Genomic DNA, 20,635 nt, shown 5'->3' with positions numbered 1-20,635 from the left:
AAGTTACAAAAAACGTAAGGCGGACATGATGACGGCAAGATGGCAAGGCACGATTGCGCTTTTATTACTCATTATTATTTCCTACGTCGATCGGGTAAATATCTCGGTAATGATTTTAAACCCGGAATTTGCCGAACATTTTCAGTTAGATGAAAACAGAATGTTACAGGGAATGCTGATGACCTGCTTTCTGCTGGGTTATGGCTTTTCCGCTTTATTATTAACGCCGGTTATTGAAAGCAAACTTCATTATCGGCAGGGATTATTAAGCAGCATTGCGATTTGGGCCGCGGTCTGCGCGGCTTCACCTTTGCTCGGCTCGCTGACGGGAATGCTCTTCGCCCGCGTGATTCTGGGGATCGCGGAGGGACCGCTTTTTTCACTGAAAACGCGCTTTATCAGCGATAACTTTAGCGCGCAAGAGATCGGCAAACCCAACGCCGTGACCGCGCTGGGCGTCTCTCTCGGGCTGGCCGTGGGCTTTCCGCTGGTGACCTGGCTGATGTCGCATCTGGGCTGGGCCGGATCGTTTTACGCGCTGGCGGCAATCAACCTTCTCCTCGGCGGCGGCTTAATCTGGCGTTTTCTGCCCGCGCCGCGCAAGCTCCCGACCGCGAAAAAGCCGGGGTTTGTTCACACCTTCACGCTGGCCTGGCAGACGCCGCTGCTGGGCTGGATCCTGCTGGTTGAAATCGCCACCCTGAGCTATCTCTGGGGGAGCAGCGCCTGGTTACCCGCGTGGCTGCGTGACGAGCACCACTTCTCGCTGCACGCGACGGGCATGCTTGCGGCGGTCCCCTTCCTGCTGAGCCTGGGGTCAAAGTTTCTGGGCGGCGTGCTGCTCGACAAAATGCGTCCGGAACAGGCGCCGGTACTGTTTGTGGTGGGCGGTACGTTGACGGCACTCTCCGTGATCGCACTGATGCTCAGCCATCAACCCGCATGGCTGGCGCTCTTTATGCTGTCTGCCAACGTGTTCTGGGGACTTCAGGGAGCGGCTATTCCTGCGGTAATCCAGCATCACGCCGCCCGGGACGCCGTGGGCAGCGCGTACGGCATTATTAATGGGATCGGCAATATCTGCGCGGCGTTTATTCCGCTGCTGATGGGGATGGTGATGAGATCGGTGGGGTCGGTCAGTTCAGGCTTTTCGGTGCTGGTCGTCTCGCAGGTTGTCACCCTGCTTGCCGGGGGAATGTTGCTGCTGCGCATGCGGCGCGCAGCAGCAATCAGCGCGTAAGGCTTATTCGCCTTTTTTCGCCGCCTGGATGTAGAGCATTTCCAGCGCCAGGGTCGCCGCGGCCAGCGCGGTGATCTCGGACTGGTCATAGGCCGGAGCTACTTCCACCACGTCCATCCCGACGATGTTCAGATCCTTCAGGCCGCGCACCAGCTTGATGGCGCGGTCTGATGTCAGGCCGCCGATCACCGGCGTACCGGTACCCGGTGCGAATGCCGGATCCAGGCAGTCGATATCGAAGGTCAGATAGACAGGCATGTCGCCGACGATCTGCTTAACCTGAGCCAGAATATCGTCCACGCCGCGATCGTTCACCTGGCCCGCGTCGAGTACGGTGAAGCCGTTGTCTTTGTCGAACTCGGTGCGGATGCCGATCTGCACGGAGTGGTTTGGATCGATCAGGCCTTCTTTCGGCGCGGTATAGAACATGGTGCCGTGGTCGAATTCACAGCCGTTCGCGTAGGTGTCGGTGTGCGCATCGAAGTGCACCAGCGCCATTTTGCCGAAGTGCTTCGCGTGGGCGCGCAGCAGCGGCAGGGTCACGAAGTGGTCACCGCCGAAGGAGAGCATGCGTTTACCGGCCGCCAGCAGCTTCTCGGCGTGCGCCTGCAATTTTTCGCTCATTTCACGCGCGTCACCGAAGGCGTACACCAGATCGCCGCAGTCCACCACGTTCAGCCGCTCGCGCATGTCGAAGTTCCACGGGAAGCGGTTGTGCTCCCAGGCCAGGTTGGTGGAAACCTGACGGATCGCCGCCGGGCCATGACGTCCACCCGCGCGACCGGACGTTGCCATGTCGAACGGTACGCCGGTGATCACCCAGTCCGCATCGCTGTCGTACGGCTGGAAGTTCATCGGAAGGCGTAAAAAACCAAACGCGTTAGATACCAGAGAGTTATCGTACTGATGACCTAAAGTGCTCATGTCCTGACCTCTTATAAAGTCGATACATTAAAAACAGATGAAAAAAAAATCCCCTCCGCGTCGTTAAACCCGACGAGGAAGGGATTGATTCGTAAATCGCATATTGGGGCGAATTATCGCCGTTAATTCATACGGGTTCAAGTGAGTATAGCATTCTGCCGGATGGCGGCTTCGCCTTCTCCGGCCTACATTCGTAGGCCCGGTAAGCGCAGCGCCACCGGGCATCGGCGGCACAGCGGCCTGATGCCCTCACCCCGCCCCTCTCCCACAGGGAGAGGGAGGTTTTCTTACTCGTCTTCCAGATACGTATACCCGTACAGACCCGCTTCAAACTCTTCCAGGAACTGCTGCTGCAAGGCATCGTCCAGACCGGTGTTTTTCACCTGATCGCGGAACTGGGTGAGCAGTTTTTTCGGATCCAGCTGAACGTATTCGAGCATGTCCGCCACGGTATCCCCTTCGTCGGACAGCTCAACCTCCACGCTGCCGTCAGGGAAGACAAACACGTCAACCGCTTCGGTATCACCGAACAGGTTGTGCATGTTGCCGAGGATCTCCTGATACGCACCCACCATAAAGAAGCCCAGCATTGGCGGGTTCTCCGGATCGTACTCCGGCATTGGCATCGTCGTTGCGATACCGTCGCCGTCGACGTAGTGGTCGATTGCGCCGTCGGAGTCACAGGTGATGTCCAGCAGCACGGCGCGGCGTTCCGGGGCGTGGTTCAGCCCTTCCAGCGGCAGAACCGGGAACAGCTGGTCGATACCCCAGGCATCCGGCATCGACTGGAACAGAGAAAAGTTGACGTACATTTTGTCCGCCATACGCTCCTGCAACTCGTCGATAATTGGACGGTGCGCGCGGTTGCTCGGATCGAGCTGTTTCTGCACTTCGTGGCACATATTCAGATAGAGCTGCTCCGCCCACGCGCGCTCTTGCAGGCTGAAGGTGCCTGACGAGTAGCCGACGTGAATATCGTGCAGGTCCATCTGGCTGTCGTGCAGCCATTCGCGCAGGGAACGACGCGTGCCCGGCTCGTGCATCTCCTGCCAGGTTTCCCACATGCTTTGCAGGGAACGTGGAGCATCGTCTGCCGGAGGCGTGGCTTCGGTGATTTCGCTACGCTCAACGCCGATGATGTTAGAGACCAGCACCGTATGGTGTGCAGTGACCGCGCGGCCGGATTCGGTGATCACCGTCGGGTGCGGCAGGCCGTGCTCTTCGCAGGCATCGCCAATCGCCCAGATGATGTTGTTGGCATATTCGTTCAGGCCATAGTTTACCGAGCAGTCAGACTGCGAGCGGGTCCCTTCGTAGTCCACGCCCAGGCCGCCGCCCACGTCAAAGCACTGAATATTCACGCCAAGCTTATGCAGCTCAACGTAGAAACGCGCAGATTCACGCACGCCGGTGGCGATGTCGCGAATGTTGGCCATCTGCGAGCCGAGGTGGAAGTGCAGCAGCTGAATGCTGTCCAGACGACCGCGCTCGCGCAGAATTTCCACCAGCTGAAGCACCTGGTTCGCCGCGAGGCCGAACTTGGATTTTTCACCGCCGGAAGATTGCCATTTACCGGAACCCTGCGACGCCAGTCGCGCACGCACGCCAAGGCGTGGGATCACGTTCAGACGCTCGGCCTCTTCCAGCACGATCGCGATTTCGGTCATCTTCTCGATCACCAGATAGACCTTGTGGCCCATCTTCTCGCCAATCAGCGCCAGACGAATGTATTCGCGGTCTTTATAGCCGTTACAGACGATCACCGACCGGGTCATGCCCGCGTGCGCCAGAACCGCCATCAGCTCCGCTTTAGAGCCGGCTTCCAGGCCCAGCGGCTCGCCGGAGTGGATCAGGGACTCAATCACGCGACGGTGCTGGTTGACCTTGATCGGGTAAACGAGGAAATAGTCGCCGTTATAACCATACGATTCCCGCGCGCGTTTGAACGCGGCGTTAATAGAACGCAGGCGATGTTGCAGGATCTGCGGGAAGCAGAACAGTGCAGGCAAGCGCTGACCCTGCGCTTCACGGGTTTTCACCAGTTTAGCGAGATCCACGCGCGCTTCCGGGACGTCCGGATCCGGGCAGACACTGATGTGGCCCAGCTCGTTAACGTCGTAGTAGTTATTGCCCCACCAGGCAATATTGTAAGTGCGCAGCATCTTGCTGGCTTCCTGGGAGCTCATCGCAACCTCCTGCATAGAACGTAGTACACCCTGTTCGCCTGCTGACGAAGGCGAAAGCGAAGACATGTCGTCAGACATAGCGAACCTCAACTCTTTGTATTAAGTGTAAAACAGTTGACTACTATCGCAGCGTTATACGGCGATAACAACCCATTAACGGCTCCATTTCCCAGCAGAGTATGCTGAAATCCAGACCGTGCGACCGGTTTCTTATTCATATCATTGTAAAACACGTATCCGAACTCTGTATGACAAGGTTCGGCGAAACCACGAGAAAACTCCTGTATTAACAAGAGCGCCCTTGTTCAGTTTTCACAAAGCGTGACCGGCTCTGGAATCCTGAGAAGCACCGAGATGGGTATAACATCGGCAGGTGTTTAGACCAGAAGTGCGGGTGGGAATCAAATGCGCGCCAGAACGGCTGCGCTGAATGAGCGGAAAACGATGGTTCATTATCTCGTATCACCTCCACGGCCGCCTCTGCTGAAACGGACCACAAGCCAAAGCTAACAGTTCACTGCTTAACCCGGCTGGAAGTGGCGACACGATGTGTTCATCGAGCGCTTATTTTATATGAGCCGCGCGCCGCGTTTTATACCGAGAAGGTCGCTAAAAAGCAAAACAAAAATGCGCAGGTTGCCAGCGTCGTCAGGAAAAATTTCCAGCCGTGTTTTCAACACAGTGAGAGGTGAGTCAAAAAAAACTGGAAATCGGGTGAAGAAGTGACCTAAAATAGACGTCCAGATGTTAATCCATCCATACCGATTAACACTCAGACTGCCAGTGTCAAAATCCTGTAGGCCTTGGTAGAATTATCTCCTATGGCTATTCCACACAGCAGCTTGAGCTAACCAAATTCCTCTTAGGTGAAATAAAACATGGCAAAACACCTGTTTACGTCCGAGTCCGTATCAGAAGGACATCCTGATAAAATTGCTGACCAAATCTCCGATGCGGTGCTGGATGCGATCCTCGCGCAGGATCCAAAGGCGCGCGTAGCGTGTGAAACCTATGTCAAAACCGGCATGGTTCTGGTTGGCGGTGAGATCACCACCAGCGCATGGGTTGATATCGAAGAGATCACCCGTAACACGGTGCGTGAGATTGGCTATGTACATTCTGATATGGGCTTTGATGCCAACTCCTGCGCCGTACTGAGCGCGATTGGCAAACAGTCTCCGGATATCAACCAGGGCGTTGACCGTGCCGATCCGCTGGAACAGGGCGCGGGTGACCAGGGCCTGATGTTCGGCTACGCAACCAACGAAACCGACGTGCTGATGCCAGCGCCGGTAACCTACGCCCATCGTCTGGTGCAGCGTCAGGCTGAAGTGCGTAAAAACGGCACCCTGCCGTGGCTGCGTCCGGATGCGAAAAGCCAGGTGACCTTCCAGTATGACGACGGGAAAATCGTCGGTATCGATGCAGTGGTTCTTTCCACGCAGCATGCGGAAGAGATTGACCAGAAATCCCTGCAAGAAGCGGTGATGGAAGAGATCATCAAGCCGGTTCTGCCAACTGAATGGCTGAGCTCTGCGACCAAATTCTTCATCAACCCAACCGGACGCTTTGTTATCGGCGGCCCAATGGGTGACTGCGGTCTGACCGGTCGTAAAATCATCGTAGATACCTACGGCGGCATGGCACGTCACGGCGGCGGCGCATTCTCAGGTAAAGATCCGTCTAAAGTTGACCGTTCTGCGGCGTACGCTGCACGTTATGTGGCGAAAAACATCGTTGCTGCCGGTCTGGCTGACCGCTGTGAGATCCAGGTTTCCTACGCTATCGGCGTGGCTGAGCCAACCTCCATCATGGTGGAAACCTTCGGTACTGAAAAAGTGCCTTCTGAACAGCTGACCCTGCTGGTGCGTGAGTTCTTCGACCTGCGTCCATACGGTCTGATTCAGATGCTGGATCTGCTGCACCCAATCTACCAGGAAACCGCAGCGTACGGTCACTTTGGCCGCGAACATTTCCCATGGGAAAAAACCGACAAAGCCGCCCTGCTGCGTGATGCTGCCGGTCTGAAATAATCGACTGCCAGTAGCTTAAACAGGCCAGCCTTTGTGCTGGCCTTTTTTATGTCGGGTGGCGGCTATGCCTTACCCGACCTACGGGTAGTGAGTTTTTGTAGGCCGGGTAAGGCGCAGCCGCCACCCGGCAATGTTTGGAACCGTTTACACCTCACTCTCTATACCCCGCTTTCAGAATATTCTCTTTGCATGATCGCATTTCTTCTGCTGTTACATTCCCTTTCAGTTAAGTCTGAAATTTGTGCAAACGCGATGCACATCAATTAATTTACCTCTATATTTTCAAAGCTTTAATTATTTTTACGGTTACAAGCCAGTGTAACCGATTACACCGTTGTGATTTGACTCACATATTTTTATGAGCCGCTCACCTACTCTTAATATCGTAAAAACTGATAACCCAACTGGAGGGCATAATGCCTGACAATAATAAACAGGGGCGTACGTCCAATAAGGTAATGACGTTCTTCGTCTGCTTCCTCGCCGCTCTGGCAGGATTACTCTTTGGCCTGGATATTGGCGTAATTGCCGGTGCATTACCTTTCATCACCGATGAGTTCCAGATTAGCGCACACACTCAGGAATGGGTGGTTAGCTCCATGATGTTCGGTGCCGCCGTCGGCGCGGTCGGCAGCGGCTGGCTCTCCTTTAAGCTCGGGCGTAAAAAGAGCCTGATGATCGGCGCGATCCTGTTCGTTGCCGGCTCACTGTTCTCTGCCGCTGCACCTAACGTTGAAGTGCTGATCATCTCCCGCGTGCTGCTCGGTCTGGCAGTGGGCGTGGCGTCTTATACTGCCCCGCTATACCTGTCTGAAATCGCTCCGGAAAAAATCCGCGGCAGCATGATTTCCATGTATCAGCTGATGATCACCATCGGTATTCTGGGGGCTTATCTCTCGGATACCGCATTCAGCTACAGCGGCGCATGGCGCTGGATGCTGGGCGTAATCATCATTCCAGCCATCCTGCTGCTGATTGGCGTCTTCTTCCTGCCGGACAGTCCGCGCTGGTTCGCCGCCAAACGCCGCTTCCATGATGCCGAACGCGTGCTCTTACGCCTGCGTGATACCAGCGCCGAAGCCAAAAACGAGCTGGAAGAGATCCGCGAAAGCCTGAAGGTCAAACAGTCCGGCTGGGCGCTGTTCAAAGAGAACAGCAACTTCCGCCGCGCGGTGTTCCTCGGTGTGCTGTTACAGATCATGCAACAGTTCACCGGGATGAACGTCATCATGTATTACGCGCCGAAAATCTTCGAACTGGCGGGCTACACCAACACCACCGAGCAGATGTGGGGCACCGTGATCGTCGGCCTGACCAACGTGCTGGCGACCTTTATCGCTATCGGTCTGGTGGACCGCTGGGGACGTAAGCCAACCCTGACGCTGGGCTTCCTGGTGATGGCCGTCGGGATGGGCGTGCTGGGTACCATGATGCACATGGGCATTCATTCCCCAACGGCACAGTACTTCGCCGTGGCGATGCTGCTGATGTTTATCATTGGGTTTGCGATGAGCGCCGGTCCGCTGATTTGGGTGCTGTGCTCTGAGATCCAGCCGCTGAAAGGGCGTGATTTTGGTATCACCTGTTCTACCGCAACCAACTGGATTGCCAACATGATCGTCGGCGCAACGTTCCTGACCATGCTCAATACCCTGGGTAACGCCAATACCTTCTGGGTCTACGCCGGTCTGAACCTGTTCTTTATCGTTCTCACTATCTGGCTGGTTCCTGAAACCAAACATGTTTCACTGGAACACATTGAACGTAACCTGATGAAAGGTCGTCCTCTGCGCGAAATCGGCGCACACGACTGATCCTCCTGCGGGAGGCGCCTCTTGCGCCTCCCCGCTTCCCGCTTTATGCTCTGCCCCTATGAAAGCTCCCCGTCTCCCCATCGCCATTCAGCAAGCCGTCATGCGCAGCCTGCGGGAAAAACTCGCCCAGGCCAACCTGAAGCTCGGCCGCAATTATCCTGAACCGAAGTTGGTCTATCAGCAGCGTGGCACCGCGGCAGGCACCGCCTGGCTGGAAGCCTACGAGATCCGCCTGAATCCGGTACTGATGATGGAAAACCAGCAGGCGTTTATCGACGAAGTCGTCCCGCACGAACTGGCGCACCTTCTGGTGTGGAAGCACTTTGGCCGCGTCGCGCCGCACGGCAAAGAGTGGAAATGGATGATGGAGGCGGTGCTCGGGGTTCCGGCCCGCCGCACCCATCAGTTCGAGCTGGAATCGGTACGCCGCAATACCTTCCCCTACCGCTGCCAGTGTCAACAGCACCAGCTTACCGTCCGCCGCCATAACCGCGTGGTGCGCGGCGAGGCGACCTACCGCTGCGTAAAGTGCGGCGAACCGCTGGTCGCGGAATAATCAACTGAACTTTCAGGAACTTTCCTGATCTGACTGATTGCATACGGGAACAACATTCGTTACGTTGCGGGCTCGTTTTGACACGGAGTGTAAGATGTCCCGTAATGTTTCTCTCGCGGTCGCTTTTCTGGCGACAGCGCTCTCCGGCCATGCTCTGGCCGACGGTATTCACAGTTTCTCTCAGGCAAAAACCGCGGGCGTAAAGATTAACGCCGACGTACCGGGTGATTTCTACTGCGGCTGTAAAATTAACTGGCAGGGTAAGAAAGGGGTCGTGGATCTGGGATCCTGCGGCTATAAGGTGCGCAAGAACGAGAATCGCGCCAGCCGAATCGAATGGGAACACGTTGTTCCGGCCTGGCAGTTTGGCCACCAGCGCCAGTGCTGGCAGGACGGTGGACGTAAAAATTGCGCCAAAGATCCGGTCTACCGCCAGATGGAAAGCGATATGCACAACCTGCAACCCGCCGTGGGTGAGGTCAATGGCGACCGCGGAAACTTCATGTACAGCCAGTGGAACGGTGGCGAAGGCCAGTACGGTCAGTGCGCCATGAAGGTCGATTTCAAAGAGAAAGTCGCCGAACCGCCTGCCCGCGCGCGCGGCAGCATCGCCCGCACTTATTTCTATATGCGCGACCGCTACGATCTCAATCTTTCCCGCCAGCAGACGCAGCTCTTCAATGCCTGGGACAAGCTCTACCCGGTAACGGACTGGGAATGCCAGCGCGACGAACGTATCGCCAAAGTCCAGGGGAATCATAACCCTTACGTCCAGCGGGCTTGCCAGGCGCAAAAGAGCTAACCTACACTACGGCAATTCGCTTATATCGCATGACACATGGAATTTCTGACTATGCGCATCCCTCGCATCTATCACCCTGAACTGATTACCCCAGGCGGCGAAATCGCCCTGTCTGATGATGCCGCAAACCATGTAGGCCGCGTGCTGCGCATGGGTGCAGGCCAGGCGATTCAGCTCTTTGACGGCTCTAATCAGGTTTTCGACGCTGAAATTACGCGCGCCGATAAAAAAAGCGTGCACGTGAAGGTGCTGCGTGGCGAGGTGGATGACCGGGAATCCCCGCTGCACATTCACCTGGGCCAGGTGATGTCGCGTGGGGAAAAGATGGAGTTCACCATTCAGAAATCCATTGAACTGGGTGTAAGCCTCATTACGCCACTTTTTTCTGAGCGCTGCGGCGTTAAACTGGATGCGGAACGTCTGAACAAAAAGATCCAGCAGTGGCAAAAAATTGCCATTGCGGCCTGCGAACAGAGCGGCCGCAACCGTATCCCGGAGATCCGCCCGGCGATGGATCTGGAGGACTGGTGTGCAGAAGAGGAGAGCGGGCTTAAGCTCAATCTTCATCCGCGCGCCAGCGCCAGCATCAATACGCTGCCGCTGCCCGTTGAGCGTGTACGCCTGCTGATTGGCCCGGAAGGCGGCCTGTCGGCTGACGAAATTGCCATGACGGCGCGTTACCAGTTTACTGATATTCTGTTGGGACCTCGCGTTCTGCGCACTGAGACAACGGCACTCACCGCCATTACCGCGCTACAGGTGCGATTTGGCGATCTGGGTTGAAGCAAAGCCTGACCCATAACCGGAGAAGAAGATGATTAAGCTCGGCATCGTGATGGACCCCATCGCAAACATTAACATCAAGAAAGACTCCAGCTTCGCTATGCTGCTGGAAGCGCAGCGTCGCGGCTATGAACTCCACTATATGGAGATGAACGATCTTTACCTGATCAACGGTGAAGCCCGCGCACGCACCCGCATCGTTAACGTCGAGCAGAACTACGAAAAATGGTACGAATTCGGTACCGAGCAGGATATTGCCCTGGCCGACCTTAACGTGATCCTGATGCGTAAAGATCCGCCGTTCGACACCGAATACATTTACGCCACCTATATCCTTGAGCGTGCCGAAGAGAAAGGAACGCTGATCGTCAACAAGCCGCAGAGCCTGCGCGACTGCAACGAGAAGCTCTATACCGCATGGTTCTCTGACCTGACGCCGGAAACGCTCGTCACCCGCAGCAAAACGCAGCTGAAAGAATTCTGGCAGAAGCACGGCGACATCATCATGAAGCCGCTGGACGGCATGGGCGGCGCGTCGATCTTCCGCGTGAAAGAGGGCGATCCGAACATTGGCGTGATTGCCGAAACGCTGACCGAGCTGGGAACCCGCTACTGCATGGCGCAGAACTATCTGCCAGCCATTAAAGACGGCGACAAGCGTGTGCTGGTCGTAGACGGCGAGCCGGTGCCTTACTGCCTGGCGCGTATCCCGCAGGGAGGGGAAACCCGTGGCAACCTGGCGGCTGGCGGCCGTGGCGAACCGCGTCCGTTAAGCGAAAGCGACTGGGAAATTGCCCGCCGCGTCGGCCCTACGCTGAAAGCCAAAGGCCTGATCTTCGTCGGTCTCGATATCATCGGCGATCGCCTGACCGAAGTGAACGTCACCAGCCCGACCTGCATTCGTGAAATCGAAGCGGAATTCCCGATCTCGATCACCGGAATGCTGATGGACGCTATCGAAAAACGTTTACAGAAATAACCTGTGACAGCGCCTGTGTTTATCCCCATACTGGGCGCTGTCGCTTTTTAAACCAGGAAACAGTACCTCTGACAATGAATTTACAGCATCACTTTCTTATTGCCATGCCTGCTCTCCAGGATCCGATTTTCCGCCGCTCCGTGGTCTATATTTGCGAATACAACGAAGACGGCGCGATGGGGATTATCATCAATAAGCCGCTGGAAAACCTCCAGGTGGAAGGCATTCTGGACAAGCTGAAAATCCCTGCTGAAGCGCGGCTGCCGGAAATCCGTCTCGATAAACCGGTGATGCTCGGCGGCCCGCTTGCAGAAGATCGTGGCTTTATCCTGCATACCCCGCCGGTTTTCTCGTCCAGCATTCGTATCTCCGATAACACCGTCGTCACCACCTCTCGCGACGTGCTTGAAACGCTGGGCACTGCCAGTCAGCCTTCTGAGGTGCTGGTTGCGCTCGGCTACGCCTCCTGGGAAAAAGGGCAGCTGGAACAAGAAATTCTGGACAACGCCTGGCTGACAGCCCCTGCGGATATGAATATCCTGTTTAAGACCCCTATCGCCGATCGCTGGCGTGACGCGGCAAAACTGATTGGCATTGATATTCTGACCATGCCTGGCGTTGCGGGGCACGCGTAATGAGCGGCACCCTTCTCGCCTTCGACTTCGGCACCAAAAGCATCGGCGTCGCTGTGGGTCAACGGATCACCGGCACCGCTCGCCCGCTCACGGCGCTGAAAGCTAACGACGGCACGCCGGACTGGAACCTTATTGAGCGCTTGCTCAAAGAGTGGCAGCCGGACGACGTGATTGTCGGCCTGCCGCTAAACATGGACGGCACCGAGCAACCGCTTACCGCCCGCGCGCGCAAATTCGCGAACAAAATCCATGGCCGCTTTGGCGTCTCCGTTAAGCTGCACGATGAACGTTTGAGCACCGTCGAGGCACGCGCTGGCCTGTTCGAGCACGGTGGCTTCCGGGCGCTGAACAAAGGCAGCGTGGATTCAGCTTCAGCCGTCATTATCCTCGAAAGCTATTTCGAACAGGGTTACTGAGCGCCGGGGCTACAGCCGCCCCTGCGCCCGTCGCTCCGCCAGACTCTGCTCAAAGTTCTGCATTCCCGCCTGCTGCCCCGTTTGAATAATGCCCGGCAGTTGCCAGGTTTTGCCTTCGCGGATCAGGTTTGCCGCCGCCGAGGTATTCACCAGTAGCTCATACAGCGCCACGCGCCCGCCCTGGACATCCTGACGTAGCTTCTGCGCCAGGACCGCACGCAGGCTTCCCGCCAGCTGATTACGCACCGGATCTTTCTCCTGCGCTGGAAAGGTGTCGACCAGGCGCTCGATCGCCTGCGCCGCGCCGCGCGTATGCAGCGTGGCTAACACCAGATGGCCGGTTTCCGCCGCCGTCAGCGCCAGGCGTATCGTCTCGCTGTCGCGCAGCTCACCAAGCAGAATCACATCCGGATCTTCACGCAGCGCGCTGCGCAGCGCCTCGGCAAAGGACGGGCTGTGCTGGCCTATCTCCCGCTGCTGGATCAGGCAACGTTCGCTCTGGTACATAAACTCCACCGGATCTTCCAGGGTCAGAATATGCCCGTCCGTCTGGTGATTGAGGAAATCGACCATAGCGGCCAGGGTGGTCGATTTCCCACTGCCGGTGGCGCCGGTGACCAGAATCAGGCCATTGTCATTGGACAGTAGTTCCGGGATCGCTCGCGGCACACCTAGCGCAGAGAGCTGCGGGCACGTCAGCGGCAACAGCCGCAGCGCAATCGAAACGCCGAGCATATGCTTAAACGCACTGCCGCGCAGCCGCTGACGGCCTGCGAGGGTAACGGCAAAATCCACTTGCCCGTTTGCCCACCATGCGCCCTGCTGTTCGTCGTTGAGCCACGCTTTTAATAACGCCTCCACATCCGGGGGCGGAAACGGCGCAGGTTCAAGACGGCCTGACCTGCGCCAGCGCGGTGGCGAATCACTGCACAGGTGTAGATCGGAGACGTTATGCTTTACACTAAGGGCCACAATTTCTTCCACATCCATAGACTACTCCTCGGAAAATGAACGACATTGCGCATAACCTGGCACAGGTCCGGGACAAAATCTCAGCCGCGGCAACGCGTTGCGGCCGTGCTCCAGAAGAAATTACGTTGCTTGCAGTCAGCAAAACTAAGCCTGCGAGCGCCATCGCAGAAGCGATAGCCGCCGGTCATCGTGCCTTCGGTGAAAACTATGTGCAGGAAGGCGTGGATAAAATTCGCGCTTTCCGGGAACGGGGAAATACAGACCTGCAATGGCACTTTATCGGTCCGCTACAGTCGAACAAAAGCCGTCTGGTAGCAGAGCACTTTGACTGGTGCCACACCATCGATCGTCTGCGCATCGCTACCCGTCTGAGCGACCAGCGCCCTATGGAGATGCCAGCGCTTAACGTGCTGATTCAAATCAACATCAGCGATGAAAACAGCAAGTCCGGCATTACGCTGGGCGAACTGGAGGCGCTGGCGGCAGACGTGGCGGCGCTGCCGCGCTTAACCCTGCGCGGGCTGATGGCTATCCCGGCGCCAGAGTCAAGTTATGAAAGGCAGTTTGCCGTGGCACAGCAAATGGCTGTAGCATTTGAGGCGCTTAAGGCGCGCTATGACACGGTAGACACGCTTTCTCTGGGCATGTCGGACGATATGGAAGCCGCCATCGCGGCAGGCAGCACCATGGTGCGCATCGGCACGGCAATTTTCGGTGCGCGCGATTACCCCCAATAATAAGGAAACCTGAGGAACGCCATGAAGACGTTGACTTTCCTGCTTTCAACGGTCATTGAACTGTATACGATGGCGCTGCTGTTGCGCGTCTGGATGCAGTGGGCCCGTTGTGATTTTTACAATCCATTCTCACAATTTATCGTGAAAATCACGCAGCCCGTTGTGGGGCCGCTTCGCCGCGTCATTCCGGCAATGGGGCCAATTGACAGTTCATCTCTGCTGATGGCGTTTATTCTGAGCGTTATCAAAGCGATCGTGCTGTTTATGGTCATCACTTTCCAGCCGATTATCTGGATTTCAGCCGTTCTGATCCTGGTTAAAACCGTCGGCTCGCTGATCTTCTGGGTCCTGCTGGTGATGGCGATCATGAGCTGGGTAAGCCGGGGCCGTAGCCCGGTGGAGTACGCGTTGATTCAGCTGACTGAACCGTTGCTGCGCCCGATTCGTAGCCTGCTGCCTGCAATGGGCGGAATCGACTTCTCCCCGATGCTTCTCGTTCTGCTGCTGTACGTGCTGAATATGGGTATCGCGGAACTGTTACAGGCGACGGGTAATATGCTGCTGCCGGGGCTGTGGATGGCGTTATGAGTGCAGTTAGCCCCTGCGCCGACGGGCTGGTTTTGCGGCTGTACATTCAGCCGAAAGCCAGCCGCGACAGTATTGTTGGGCTGCATGGCGACGAGCTAAAAGTCGCCATCACTGCCCCGCCGGTTGACGGCCAGGCGAATGCGCATCTGACCAAATATCTGGCTAAACAGTTTCGCGTCGCTAAAAGTCAGGTCATCATTGAGAAAGGTGAACTTGGCCGGCATAAACAGGTAAAAATCCTTAACCCGCAATCTATCCCGACGGAAGTCGCGGCTCTGAAAGAACAGGACTAAACCATGCAGAAAGTTGTTCTCGCCACCGGTAACGCCGGTAAAGTGCGCGAGCTGGCCTCGCTATTAAATGATTTTGGGCTGGACGTGGTGGCCCAGACCGAGCTGGGCGTGGACTCCGCCGAAGAGACCGGCCTGACGTTTATCGAAAACGCCATTCTGAAAGCGCGCCACGCCGCGCAGATCACCGGACTGCCCGCGATAGCCGATGACTCCGGTCTGGCCGTGGATTTTCTGGGCGGTGCGCCGGGGATTTACTCCGCCCGCTATTCCGGGGTGGACGCCACCGACCAGCAGAATCTGGAAAAGCTGCTTGTGGCCCTGAAAGACGTCCCTGACGAACAGCGTACCGCGCAGTTCCACTGCGTGCTGGTCTACATGCGTCACGCGGAAGATCCCACGCCGATTGTCTGTCACGGCAGCTGGCCGGGCGTGATCACCCGTGAAGCGGCGGGCAACGGCGGCTTTGGTTACGACCCGATTTTCTTTGTCCCGACCGAGGGCAAAACCGCTGCGGAACTCACCCGCGAAGAGAAAAGCGCGATCTCCCATCGTGGACGCGCCCTGAAACTGTTACTGGAAGCACTGCGTAATGGCTAATTTGCCGCCTCTGAGTCTTTATATTCACATCCCATGGTGCGTGCAGAAATGCCCGTACTGCGATTTCAACTCGCACGCGCTGAAGGGCGAAGTGCCGCACGATGATTACGTCGCGCATCTGCTGGCCGATCTGGATGCTGATGTACCGTACGCACAGGGACGTGAAGTGAAGACCATTTTTATTGGTGGCGGTACACCGAGCCTTCTTTCAGGCCCGGCGATGCAGACGCTGCTGGATGGCGTGCGCGCACGCCTGAACCTGGCAGTGGATGCTGAAATTACGATGGAAGCCAACCCCGGTACCGTTGAGGCCGATCGTTTTGTCGAGTATCAACGCGCGGGCGTGAACCGTATCTCTATCGGCGTGCAGAGCTTTAGCGAGCCAAAGCTGAAGCGTCTGGGGCGTATCCACGGTCCGGAAGAGGCAAAGCGCGCGGCAAACCTGGCAACAGGGCTTGGGCTGCGCAGCTTTAACCTCGACCTGATGCACGGCCTGCCGGATCAGTCTCTCGAAGAAGCGCTGGACGACCTGCGTCAGGCGATTGAACTGAATCCGCCGCATCTGTCGTGGTATCAGCTGACCATTGAGCCGAACACCCTGTTTGGTTCCCGTCCTCCGGTGCTGCCGGACGACGACGCGCTGTGGGATATCTTCGAGCAGGGCCACCAGCTTTTGACCGCGGCGGGGTATCAGCAATACGAAACGTCGGCGTATGCGAAGCCGGGCTATCAGTGTCAGCACAATCTGAACTACTGGCGTTTTGGTGATTATCTGGGAATTGGCTGCGGCGCACATGGCAAAGTGACCTTCCCGGACGGACGCATTCTGCGTACCGCTAAAACCCGTCATCCGCGCGGGTATATGGAAGGTCGCTACCTGGAGCGTCAGCACGACGTCGAGGCGGCGGATAAACCGTTTGAGTTCTTTATGAACCGCTTCCGTCTGCTGGAAGCCGCACCGCGCGCGGAGTTTGCGCTCTACACCGGGCTGCCGGAGTCGGTGATTCGTCCGCAGATTGACGAGGCGCTGGCGCAGGGGTATCTGACCGAGTGTGATGAGTCCTGGCAGATCACCGAGCACGGCAAGCTGTTCTTAAACTCCCTTCTTGAGCTGTTCCTCGCTGAAAATCCTGAAGGCTGATTCAGAATTTTACATCCCGTTCTGCTGGCTGAGGGAAAGGCTGGCAGAGTGTGGGGATGGAAATTACTCGTTCTTATGCAAAACAGCTCAGACGCGAGCTGACACAGGAAGAAAGGCGGCTTTGGTATTTACTGCGCAGCCGCCGTTTCGAAAATTATAAATTTCGCCGACAGCACCCGGTAGGTCACTACATTCTGGATTTCGCCTGTTGCGCGGCTCGGCTGGCCGTTGAGCTAGATGGCGGACAACATGATGAAAAGCTGGAATACGATCGACAAAGGACATTGTGGTTAAACCATAAGGGCTGGCACGTTATTCGATTCTGGAACAACGAACTCTGGAATAACGAAGAGGCGGTGTTAGAAAGGATCCTTGAAACGCTGCAAGCGCTGCAACCCTCACCCCGGCCCTCTCCCTGAAAGGGAGAGGGGGCAAACCATCCCCTCGCCCCTTTAGGAAAAGGGTTAATGTGAGGGCGCAAACTATTCCCTCGCCCCTTTAGGGAAAGGGTTAAAGTGAGGGAGCAAACTATTCCCTCGCCCCTTTGGGGAGAGGGTTAGGGTGAGGGGCTAAGTGAATTACTTCAGCGTCCCCACCAGCGCCTTCCGGCTGTCTTCCAGCGACACCACGCGTTTACACACGTCTTTGCCGAACTGCTGGAAATCGGCTTCCTGATTCTTCCACTCGTTCTGAATCGAGGTTTGCAGTCCGCCCAGGCTACCCAGTACACCCTGCAACGGATTACCGCCACCCTTCAGCACCGCTTTGGCGCCCATCTCGTTGATGCTGTCCTGGAGAATGCCGCCCATCGCCTGGTTCACCAGCTGCTGACCGTCGGCACGCACCTGATCGATCGCCTTATAGTGGAACGTCAGGCCATCAGAGCGCGTCTCGATAATACGGTTCATCTGCTCTTTCAGCTGTTTATCCAGCTTCGTCAGGCGGGTGCGCATATTGCTGCTCTCCCCCACCTCTTTGGTGATGATTTTATCCAGCGCCACGCGGCTTTTCTCGACGCGGGTCAGCGCGCCATCGTTGATCCAGGGCAGCGCGGTACGCAACTCGGCCTGGTAGTCCATCGCCTGCTCGCGCTGAGCGGCCGTCAGGTTTTGCGGTTTGCCGTTAAAGGTCACGTTGCCATCCGGCGTAATCACCAGATTGCCATTCTCGCCCTTAACCTGCACGGTTTGCGGACTCAGCACCACGTCATCACGCGGGGTGACGCTACATTTATACTCCGCATGGGCGGTGGATCCGATTGCCAGTAATGCAACAGCCAGCAACGTTTTGCGCATCTTTAACACTCCCTCAGACAAAATGGGCCAGCTAATGCTGGCCCGTTCTTGCTTTATTAGTCCCACCAAACGTCGAAAAGTTCGCTAACGCGGACATCTTCCAGTTTGTGGTCTTCAAGCCATTTGCGTACCAGCGCCTGATGCTCTTCGGTGCATTTCCCCACTTCCTGGGTGCAAATCAGACCTTCCCACGCCAGATAGCCGCTACCGTCGAAGGCCAGCTTGTTTGGCTCGATCACCTCGTTGATGAATGCATCAACGTCTTGATCGATCTGCTCAACGCTGGTGCCTTCCGGGAAACGCCAGGCAACGGAGAAACCCACTTCCTGGAATTCTTCGATGTGCATCTTTTTACGCAGACGACGGCTACGATTCTTTGCCATTATTTCACCCTCTCGAACATTAAGTCCCATACGCCGTGACCAAGACGATGGCCACGCTGTTCAAATTTTGTCACCGGACGTGAATCCGGACGCGGTACGTAGTCGTTGCTTTCAGACTGATTTTTATACCCGTCCAGGGACGACATCACTTCCAGCATATGTTCCGCATAAGGTTCCCAGTCGGTTGCCATGTGGAAAACGCCGCCCAGCTTGAGCTTACTTTTCACCAGCTCGGCAAACGGCGCCTGAACGATACGGCGTTTATTATGACGCGCTTTGTGCCATGGGTCAGGGAAAAAGAGCTGAACCATGTCCAAAGAATTGTCAGGAATCATTTTGTGCAGCACTTCCACCGCGTCGTGACACATGACGCGCAGGTTCTCAACGCCCTCTTCGTGGGCCGTTGCCAGGCACGCGCCGACGCCCGGCGAGTGTACTTCGATACCGAGGAAGTTCTGCTCCGGGCGCGCTTTTGCCATGGTCACCAGCGAGGTGCCCATGCCAAAACCAATCTCCAGCGTCACTGGCGCGTCGCGGCCAAACAGGTCGGCGAAGTCGAGCGGTTGCTCGCTGAACTCAACGCCCATCACCGGCCAGTAGTTGTCCAGCGCGTGTTGCTGCCCTTTTGTCAGGCGCCCCTGACGGCGGACAAAGCTGCGAATACGGCGCAGCGGGCGACCGTTTTCATCAAATTCCGGTGAAATGACGTCGTTTTTCATAAAAGAGTTGTCTGCTTGTGAGAATGTTCGGGAAACGGGCATTATCCAAAGTTAAGGCTTCTATGCAAGCATGGGAAAGATCCGGTTTACAGCAGATTGACGCTGTGCTGCAATCTGCGTCCCTGATTAAGCGAATCGATGACCATGCAAGCCTCTCAATTTTCAGCCCAGGTGCTGGACTGGTACGACAAATACGGGCGTAAAACCCTGCCCTGGCAAATTGAAAAAACGCCGTACAAAGTATGGCTCTCCGAGGTGATGTTGCAACAAACGCAGGTCGCGACGGTCATTCCTTACTTCGAGCGTTTTATGGCGCGCTTCCCGACAATCACCGATCTGGCCAACGCGCCGCTGGACGAGGTACTGCACCTGTGGACAGGCCTCGGCTATTACGCCCGCGCGCGCAACCTGCACAAAGCCGCACAGCAGGTCGCCACCCGCCACAACGGTAAATTCCCGGAGACCTTTGACGAGGTGGCGGATTTGCCCGGCGTCGGGCGTTCAACCGCAGGCGCAATCCTCTCCCTCTCTTTAGGCAAACATTTCCCTATTCTCGACGGCAACGTCAAGCGCGTGCTCGCACGCTGCTACGCCGTAGATGGCTGGCCGGGCAAGAAAGAGGTTGAGAAACGCCTGTGGGAGATCAGTGAAGCGGTCACTCCGGCGAAAGGGGTGGAGCGTTTTAACCAGGCGATGATGGATCTGGGCGCGATGGTCTGCACCCGTTCAAAACCGAAGTGCGAACTCTGCCCGGTAAACAACCTCTGCGTGGCGTATGCGAACCACAACTGGGCGCAGTATCCGGGGAAAAAACCGAAGCAGACGCTGCCTGAACGCACCGGGTACATGCTGCTGATGCAGCATGGCGATGAGGTGTTTCTCGCTCAGCGCCCGCCGAGTGGCCTGTGGGGTGGTCTATACTGCTTCCCACAGTTTGAGGATGAAGCCTCGCTTCGGGCATGGCTTGAACAGCGCGGCATTGCGGCCGATACCCTGACGCAACTCAACGCGTTCCGTCATACCTTCAGCCATTTCCATCTGGATATTGTGCCGATGTGGCTTCCCGTGTCCTCATTCACGTCGTGCATGGATGAAGGCACCGCTCTCTGGTATAACTTAGCGCAACCGCCATCAGTCGGGCTGGCGGCTCCCGTGGAGCGCCTGTTACAGCAATTACGTGTCGGTGCAATGGTTTAGCATCGGCAAGACAAAGAGGAATGAGTATGGCCAGAACCATTTTTTGTACTTTCCTACAGCGCGACGCTGAAGGCCAGGATTTCCAGCTCTACCCGGGCGACCTGGGTAAGCGCATTTACAACGAGATCTCCAAAGAAGCCTGGGGACAGTGGCAGAAGAAGCAGACCATGCTGATCAACGAGAAAAAGCTCAGCATGATGAACCCGGAACACCGCAAACTGCTGGAGCAGGAGATGGTGAACTTCCTGTTCGAAGGTAAAGACGTCCATATCGAAGGCTATACGCCACCGGAAAAATAATACTCTGCGGCTGCTGCCCGGCGGCGCTGCGCTTGCACGGGCCTAC

General features: G+C 56.6%; 24 protein-coding genes. 17 read left to right on the top strand and 7 right to left on the bottom strand.

Features of this window, described 5'->3' with window-relative positions; all coding sequences use genetic code 11:
• The first annotated feature begins 28 nt into the window (after positions 1 to 28).
• Positions 29 to 1,240, top strand: coding sequence for an MFS transporter (locus SK62_RS03285; RefSeq protein WP_047719252.1), 1,212 nt, complete (start codon positions 29 to 31; stop codon positions 1,238 to 1,240).
• Between the two features lie 3 nt (positions 1,241 to 1,243).
• On the opposite strand, the gene speB is transcribed toward SK62_RS03285, so the two are convergent.
• The 3 genes from speB to yqgB form a co-directional block, all read right to left on the bottom strand.
• A complete protein-coding gene (gene speB / locus SK62_RS03280) occupies positions 1,244 to 2,164 on the bottom strand; it encodes an agmatinase (protein ID WP_017382921.1) in 921 nt (306 codons plus the stop codon).
• Positions 2,165 to 2,451: 287 nt separating this feature from the next.
• Positions 2,452 to 4,428, bottom strand: a complete 1,977-nt coding sequence (gene speA / locus SK62_RS03275; protein ID WP_017382922.1) for a biosynthetic arginine decarboxylase — start codon at positions 4,426 to 4,428, stop codon at positions 2,452 to 2,454.
• Positions 4,429 to 4,436: 8 nt separating this feature from the next.
• Complete coding sequence (gene yqgB / locus SK62_RS21955) at positions 4,437 to 4,568, bottom strand: acid stress response protein YqgB (RefSeq protein ID WP_057979949.1); 132 nt, start codon at positions 4,566 to 4,568, stop codon at positions 4,437 to 4,439.
• 660 nt (positions 4,569 to 5,228) lie between these two features.
• On the opposite strand from yqgB, the gene metK reads away from it, so the two are divergent.
• From metK to ruvX, 8 genes are all read left to right on the top strand, one after another.
• Entirely contained in the window at positions 5,229 to 6,383 is a 1,155-nt protein-coding gene (gene metK, locus SK62_RS03265; protein WP_003860037.1) for a methionine adenosyltransferase, read from the top strand.
• Positions 6,384 to 6,799: 416 nt separating this feature from the next.
• Positions 6,800 to 8,197, top strand: a complete 1,398-nt coding sequence (gene galP, locus SK62_RS03260) for a galactose/proton symporter (protein ID WP_047719201.1) — start codon at positions 6,800 to 6,802, stop codon at positions 8,195 to 8,197.
• Positions 8,198 to 8,255: 58 nt separating this feature from the next.
• Positions 8,256 to 8,753 carry a SprT family zinc-dependent metalloprotease gene (locus tag SK62_RS03255; RefSeq protein ID WP_017692693.1) on the top strand — a complete coding sequence of 166 codons (498 nt, stop codon included), beginning with the start codon at positions 8,256 to 8,258 and terminating at the stop codon, positions 8,751 to 8,753.
• Positions 8,754 to 8,847: 94 nt separating this feature from the next.
• Positions 8,848 to 9,555, top strand: a complete 708-nt coding sequence (gene endA / locus SK62_RS03250; RefSeq protein ID WP_003860034.1) for a deoxyribonuclease I — start codon at positions 8,848 to 8,850, stop codon at positions 9,553 to 9,555.
• Positions 9,556 to 9,606: 51 nt separating this feature from the next.
• Positions 9,607 to 10,338, top strand: a complete 732-nt coding sequence (rsmE, locus tag SK62_RS03245; RefSeq protein ID WP_017692692.1) for a 16S rRNA (uracil(1498)-N(3))-methyltransferase — start codon at positions 9,607 to 9,609, stop codon at positions 10,336 to 10,338.
• Positions 10,339 to 10,369: 31 nt separating this feature from the next.
• The gene (gene gshB / locus SK62_RS03240; protein ID WP_015571835.1) at positions 10,370 to 11,317 is read left to right on the top strand and encodes a glutathione synthase; all 948 of its coding nucleotides are present in this window, start codon (positions 10,370 to 10,372) and stop codon (positions 11,315 to 11,317) included.
• 74 nt (positions 11,318 to 11,391) lie between these two features.
• A complete protein-coding gene (locus tag SK62_RS03235; protein ID WP_006811924.1) occupies positions 11,392 to 11,952 on the top strand; it encodes a YqgE/AlgH family protein in 561 nt (186 codons plus the stop codon).
• On the top strand, positions 11,952 to 12,368 hold the full coding sequence (ruvX, locus tag SK62_RS03230; protein WP_006811925.1) for a Holliday junction resolvase RuvX: 417 nt from the start codon (positions 11,952 to 11,954) through the stop codon (positions 12,366 to 12,368). Before SK62_RS03235 ends, ruvX begins: the two co-directional genes overlap by 1 nt.
• A gap of 9 nt (positions 12,369 to 12,377) precedes the next feature.
• On the opposite strand, the gene SK62_RS03225 is transcribed toward ruvX, so the two are convergent.
• Positions 12,378 to 13,358, bottom strand: coding sequence for a type IV pilus twitching motility protein PilT (locus SK62_RS03225; protein WP_017692691.1), 981 nt, complete (start codon positions 13,356 to 13,358; stop codon positions 12,378 to 12,380).
• A gap of 17 nt (positions 13,359 to 13,375) precedes the next feature.
• On the opposite strand from SK62_RS03225, the gene SK62_RS03220 reads away from it, so the two are divergent.
• From SK62_RS03220 to SK62_RS03195, 6 genes are read left to right on the top strand one after another with little or no spacing between them, the layout of a single operon-like run.
• On the top strand, positions 13,376 to 14,077 hold the full coding sequence (locus SK62_RS03220) for a YggS family pyridoxal phosphate-dependent enzyme (protein WP_017692690.1): 702 nt from the start codon (positions 13,376 to 13,378) through the stop codon (positions 14,075 to 14,077).
• 21 nt (positions 14,078 to 14,098) lie between these two features.
• Positions 14,099 to 14,665: a YggT family protein gene (locus SK62_RS03215; RefSeq protein WP_015571838.1), complete on the top strand. Its 567-nt coding sequence runs from the start codon at positions 14,099 to 14,101 to the stop codon at positions 14,663 to 14,665.
• The gene (gene yggU / locus SK62_RS03210) at positions 14,662 to 14,958 is read left to right on the top strand and encodes a DUF167 family protein YggU (RefSeq protein WP_023304404.1); all 297 of its coding nucleotides are present in this window, start codon (positions 14,662 to 14,664) and stop codon (positions 14,956 to 14,958) included. The genes SK62_RS03215 and yggU overlap by 4 nt, the downstream gene beginning before the upstream one ends.
• Before the next feature lie 3 nt (positions 14,959 to 14,961).
• Positions 14,962 to 15,555: an XTP/dITP diphosphatase gene (locus SK62_RS03205; protein ID WP_015571839.1), complete on the top strand. Its 594-nt coding sequence runs from the start codon at positions 14,962 to 14,964 to the stop codon at positions 15,553 to 15,555.
• Entirely contained in the window at positions 15,548 to 16,696 is a 1,149-nt protein-coding gene (hemW, locus tag SK62_RS03200; protein ID WP_032654990.1) for a radical SAM family heme chaperone HemW, read from the top strand. The genes SK62_RS03205 and hemW overlap by 8 nt, the downstream gene beginning before the upstream one ends.
• 56 nt (positions 16,697 to 16,752) lie before the next feature.
• Positions 16,753 to 17,115, top strand: a complete 363-nt coding sequence (locus SK62_RS03195) for an endonuclease domain-containing protein (protein ID WP_023295414.1) — start codon at positions 16,753 to 16,755, stop codon at positions 17,113 to 17,115.
• 159 nt (positions 17,116 to 17,274) lie between these two features.
• Here SK62_RS03195 and SK62_RS03190 read toward each other — a convergent pair whose 3' ends face one another.
• From SK62_RS03190 to trmB, 3 genes are read right to left on the bottom strand one after another with little or no spacing between them, the layout of a single operon-like run.
• Positions 17,275 to 17,991, bottom strand: coding sequence for a YggN family protein (locus tag SK62_RS03190; protein ID WP_003862419.1), 717 nt, complete (start codon positions 17,989 to 17,991; stop codon positions 17,275 to 17,277).
• A gap of 56 nt (positions 17,992 to 18,047) precedes the next feature.
• Positions 18,048 to 18,374, bottom strand: a complete 327-nt coding sequence (locus tag SK62_RS03185) for a YggL family protein (RefSeq protein ID WP_003862421.1) — start codon at positions 18,372 to 18,374, stop codon at positions 18,048 to 18,050.
• The gene (gene trmB / locus SK62_RS03180; RefSeq protein WP_047719198.1) at positions 18,374 to 19,093 is read right to left on the bottom strand and encodes a tRNA (guanosine(46)-N7)-methyltransferase TrmB; all 720 of its coding nucleotides are present in this window, start codon (positions 19,091 to 19,093) and stop codon (positions 18,374 to 18,376) included. Before trmB ends, SK62_RS03185 begins: the two co-directional genes overlap by 1 nt.
• Positions 19,094 to 19,237: 144 nt before the next feature.
• Here trmB and mutY point away from each other — a divergent pair, with 144 nt between their 5' ends.
• Complete coding sequence (gene mutY, locus SK62_RS03175) at positions 19,238 to 20,290, top strand: A/G-specific adenine glycosylase (protein ID WP_180255539.1); 1,053 nt, start codon at positions 19,238 to 19,240, stop codon at positions 20,288 to 20,290.
• Between the two features lie 26 nt (positions 20,291 to 20,316).
• A complete protein-coding gene (locus SK62_RS03170) occupies positions 20,317 to 20,589 on the top strand; it encodes an oxidative damage protection protein (RefSeq protein WP_003862425.1) in 273 nt (90 codons plus the stop codon).
• The last annotated feature ends 46 nt before the right edge of the window (positions 20,590 to 20,635 follow it).

Origin of the sequence: Enterobacter sp. BIDMC109 (assembly GCF_001037885.1) — a bacterium.
In the GTDB taxonomy this organism is placed as follows: Bacteria; Pseudomonadota; Gammaproteobacteria; order Enterobacterales; family Enterobacteriaceae; genus Enterobacter; species Enterobacter hormaechei_C.
The sequence above is the reverse complement of the archived record's forward strand: the minus strand, read 5'-3'. Positions and strand labels throughout refer to the sequence as shown.

What these genes read in the sequence shown, in the direction of transcription:
- SK62_RS03285 (WP_047719252.1), top strand. Translation starts at nt 29, where the DNA reads ATGACGGCAAGATGGCAAGGCACGATTGCGCTTTTATTACTCATTATT.
- speB (WP_017382921.1), bottom strand. Translation starts at nt 2,164, where the DNA reads ATGAGCACTTTAGGTCATCAGTACGATAACTCTCTGGTATCTAACGCG.
- speA (WP_017382922.1), bottom strand. Translation starts at nt 4,428, where the DNA reads ATGTCTGACGACATGTCTTCGCTTTCGCCTTCGTCAGCAGGCGAACAG.
- yqgB (WP_057979949.1), bottom strand. Translation starts at nt 4,568, where the DNA reads ATGAATAAGAAACCGGTCGCACGGTCTGGATTTCAGCATACTCTGCTG.
- metK (WP_003860037.1), top strand. Translation starts at nt 5,229, where the DNA reads ATGGCAAAACACCTGTTTACGTCCGAGTCCGTATCAGAAGGACATCCT.
- galP (WP_047719201.1), top strand. Translation starts at nt 6,800, where the DNA reads ATGCCTGACAATAATAAACAGGGGCGTACGTCCAATAAGGTAATGACG.
- SK62_RS03255 (WP_017692693.1), top strand. Translation starts at nt 8,256, where the DNA reads ATGAAAGCTCCCCGTCTCCCCATCGCCATTCAGCAAGCCGTCATGCGC.
- endA (WP_003860034.1), top strand. Translation starts at nt 8,848, where the DNA reads ATGTCCCGTAATGTTTCTCTCGCGGTCGCTTTTCTGGCGACAGCGCTC.
- rsmE (WP_017692692.1), top strand. Translation starts at nt 9,607, where the DNA reads ATGCGCATCCCTCGCATCTATCACCCTGAACTGATTACCCCAGGCGGC.
- gshB (WP_015571835.1), top strand. Translation starts at nt 10,370, where the DNA reads ATGATTAAGCTCGGCATCGTGATGGACCCCATCGCAAACATTAACATC.
- SK62_RS03235 (WP_006811924.1), top strand. Translation starts at nt 11,392, where the DNA reads ATGAATTTACAGCATCACTTTCTTATTGCCATGCCTGCTCTCCAGGAT.
- ruvX (WP_006811925.1), top strand. Translation starts at nt 11,952, where the DNA reads ATGAGCGGCACCCTTCTCGCCTTCGACTTCGGCACCAAAAGCATCGGC.
- SK62_RS03225 (WP_017692691.1), bottom strand. Translation starts at nt 13,358, where the DNA reads ATGGATGTGGAAGAAATTGTGGCCCTTAGTGTAAAGCATAACGTCTCC.
- SK62_RS03220 (WP_017692690.1), top strand. Translation starts at nt 13,376, where the DNA reads ATGAACGACATTGCGCATAACCTGGCACAGGTCCGGGACAAAATCTCA.
- SK62_RS03215 (WP_015571838.1), top strand. Translation starts at nt 14,099, where the DNA reads ATGAAGACGTTGACTTTCCTGCTTTCAACGGTCATTGAACTGTATACG.
- yggU (WP_023304404.1), top strand. Translation starts at nt 14,662, where the DNA reads ATGAGTGCAGTTAGCCCCTGCGCCGACGGGCTGGTTTTGCGGCTGTAC.
- SK62_RS03205 (WP_015571839.1), top strand. Translation starts at nt 14,962, where the DNA reads ATGCAGAAAGTTGTTCTCGCCACCGGTAACGCCGGTAAAGTGCGCGAG.
- hemW (WP_032654990.1), top strand. Translation starts at nt 15,548, where the DNA reads ATGGCTAATTTGCCGCCTCTGAGTCTTTATATTCACATCCCATGGTGC.
- SK62_RS03195 (WP_023295414.1), top strand. Translation starts at nt 16,753, where the DNA reads ATGGAAATTACTCGTTCTTATGCAAAACAGCTCAGACGCGAGCTGACA.
- SK62_RS03190 (WP_003862419.1), bottom strand. Translation starts at nt 17,991, where the DNA reads ATGCGCAAAACGTTGCTGGCTGTTGCATTACTGGCAATCGGATCCACC.
- SK62_RS03185 (WP_003862421.1), bottom strand. Translation starts at nt 18,374, where the DNA reads ATGGCAAAGAATCGTAGCCGTCGTCTGCGTAAAAAGATGCACATCGAA.
- trmB (WP_047719198.1), bottom strand. Translation starts at nt 19,093, where the DNA reads ATGAAAAACGACGTCATTTCACCGGAATTTGATGAAAACGGTCGCCCG.
- mutY (WP_180255539.1), top strand. Translation starts at nt 19,238, where the DNA reads ATGCAAGCCTCTCAATTTTCAGCCCAGGTGCTGGACTGGTACGACAAA.
- SK62_RS03170 (WP_003862425.1), top strand. Translation starts at nt 20,317, where the DNA reads ATGGCCAGAACCATTTTTTGTACTTTCCTACAGCGCGACGCTGAAGGC.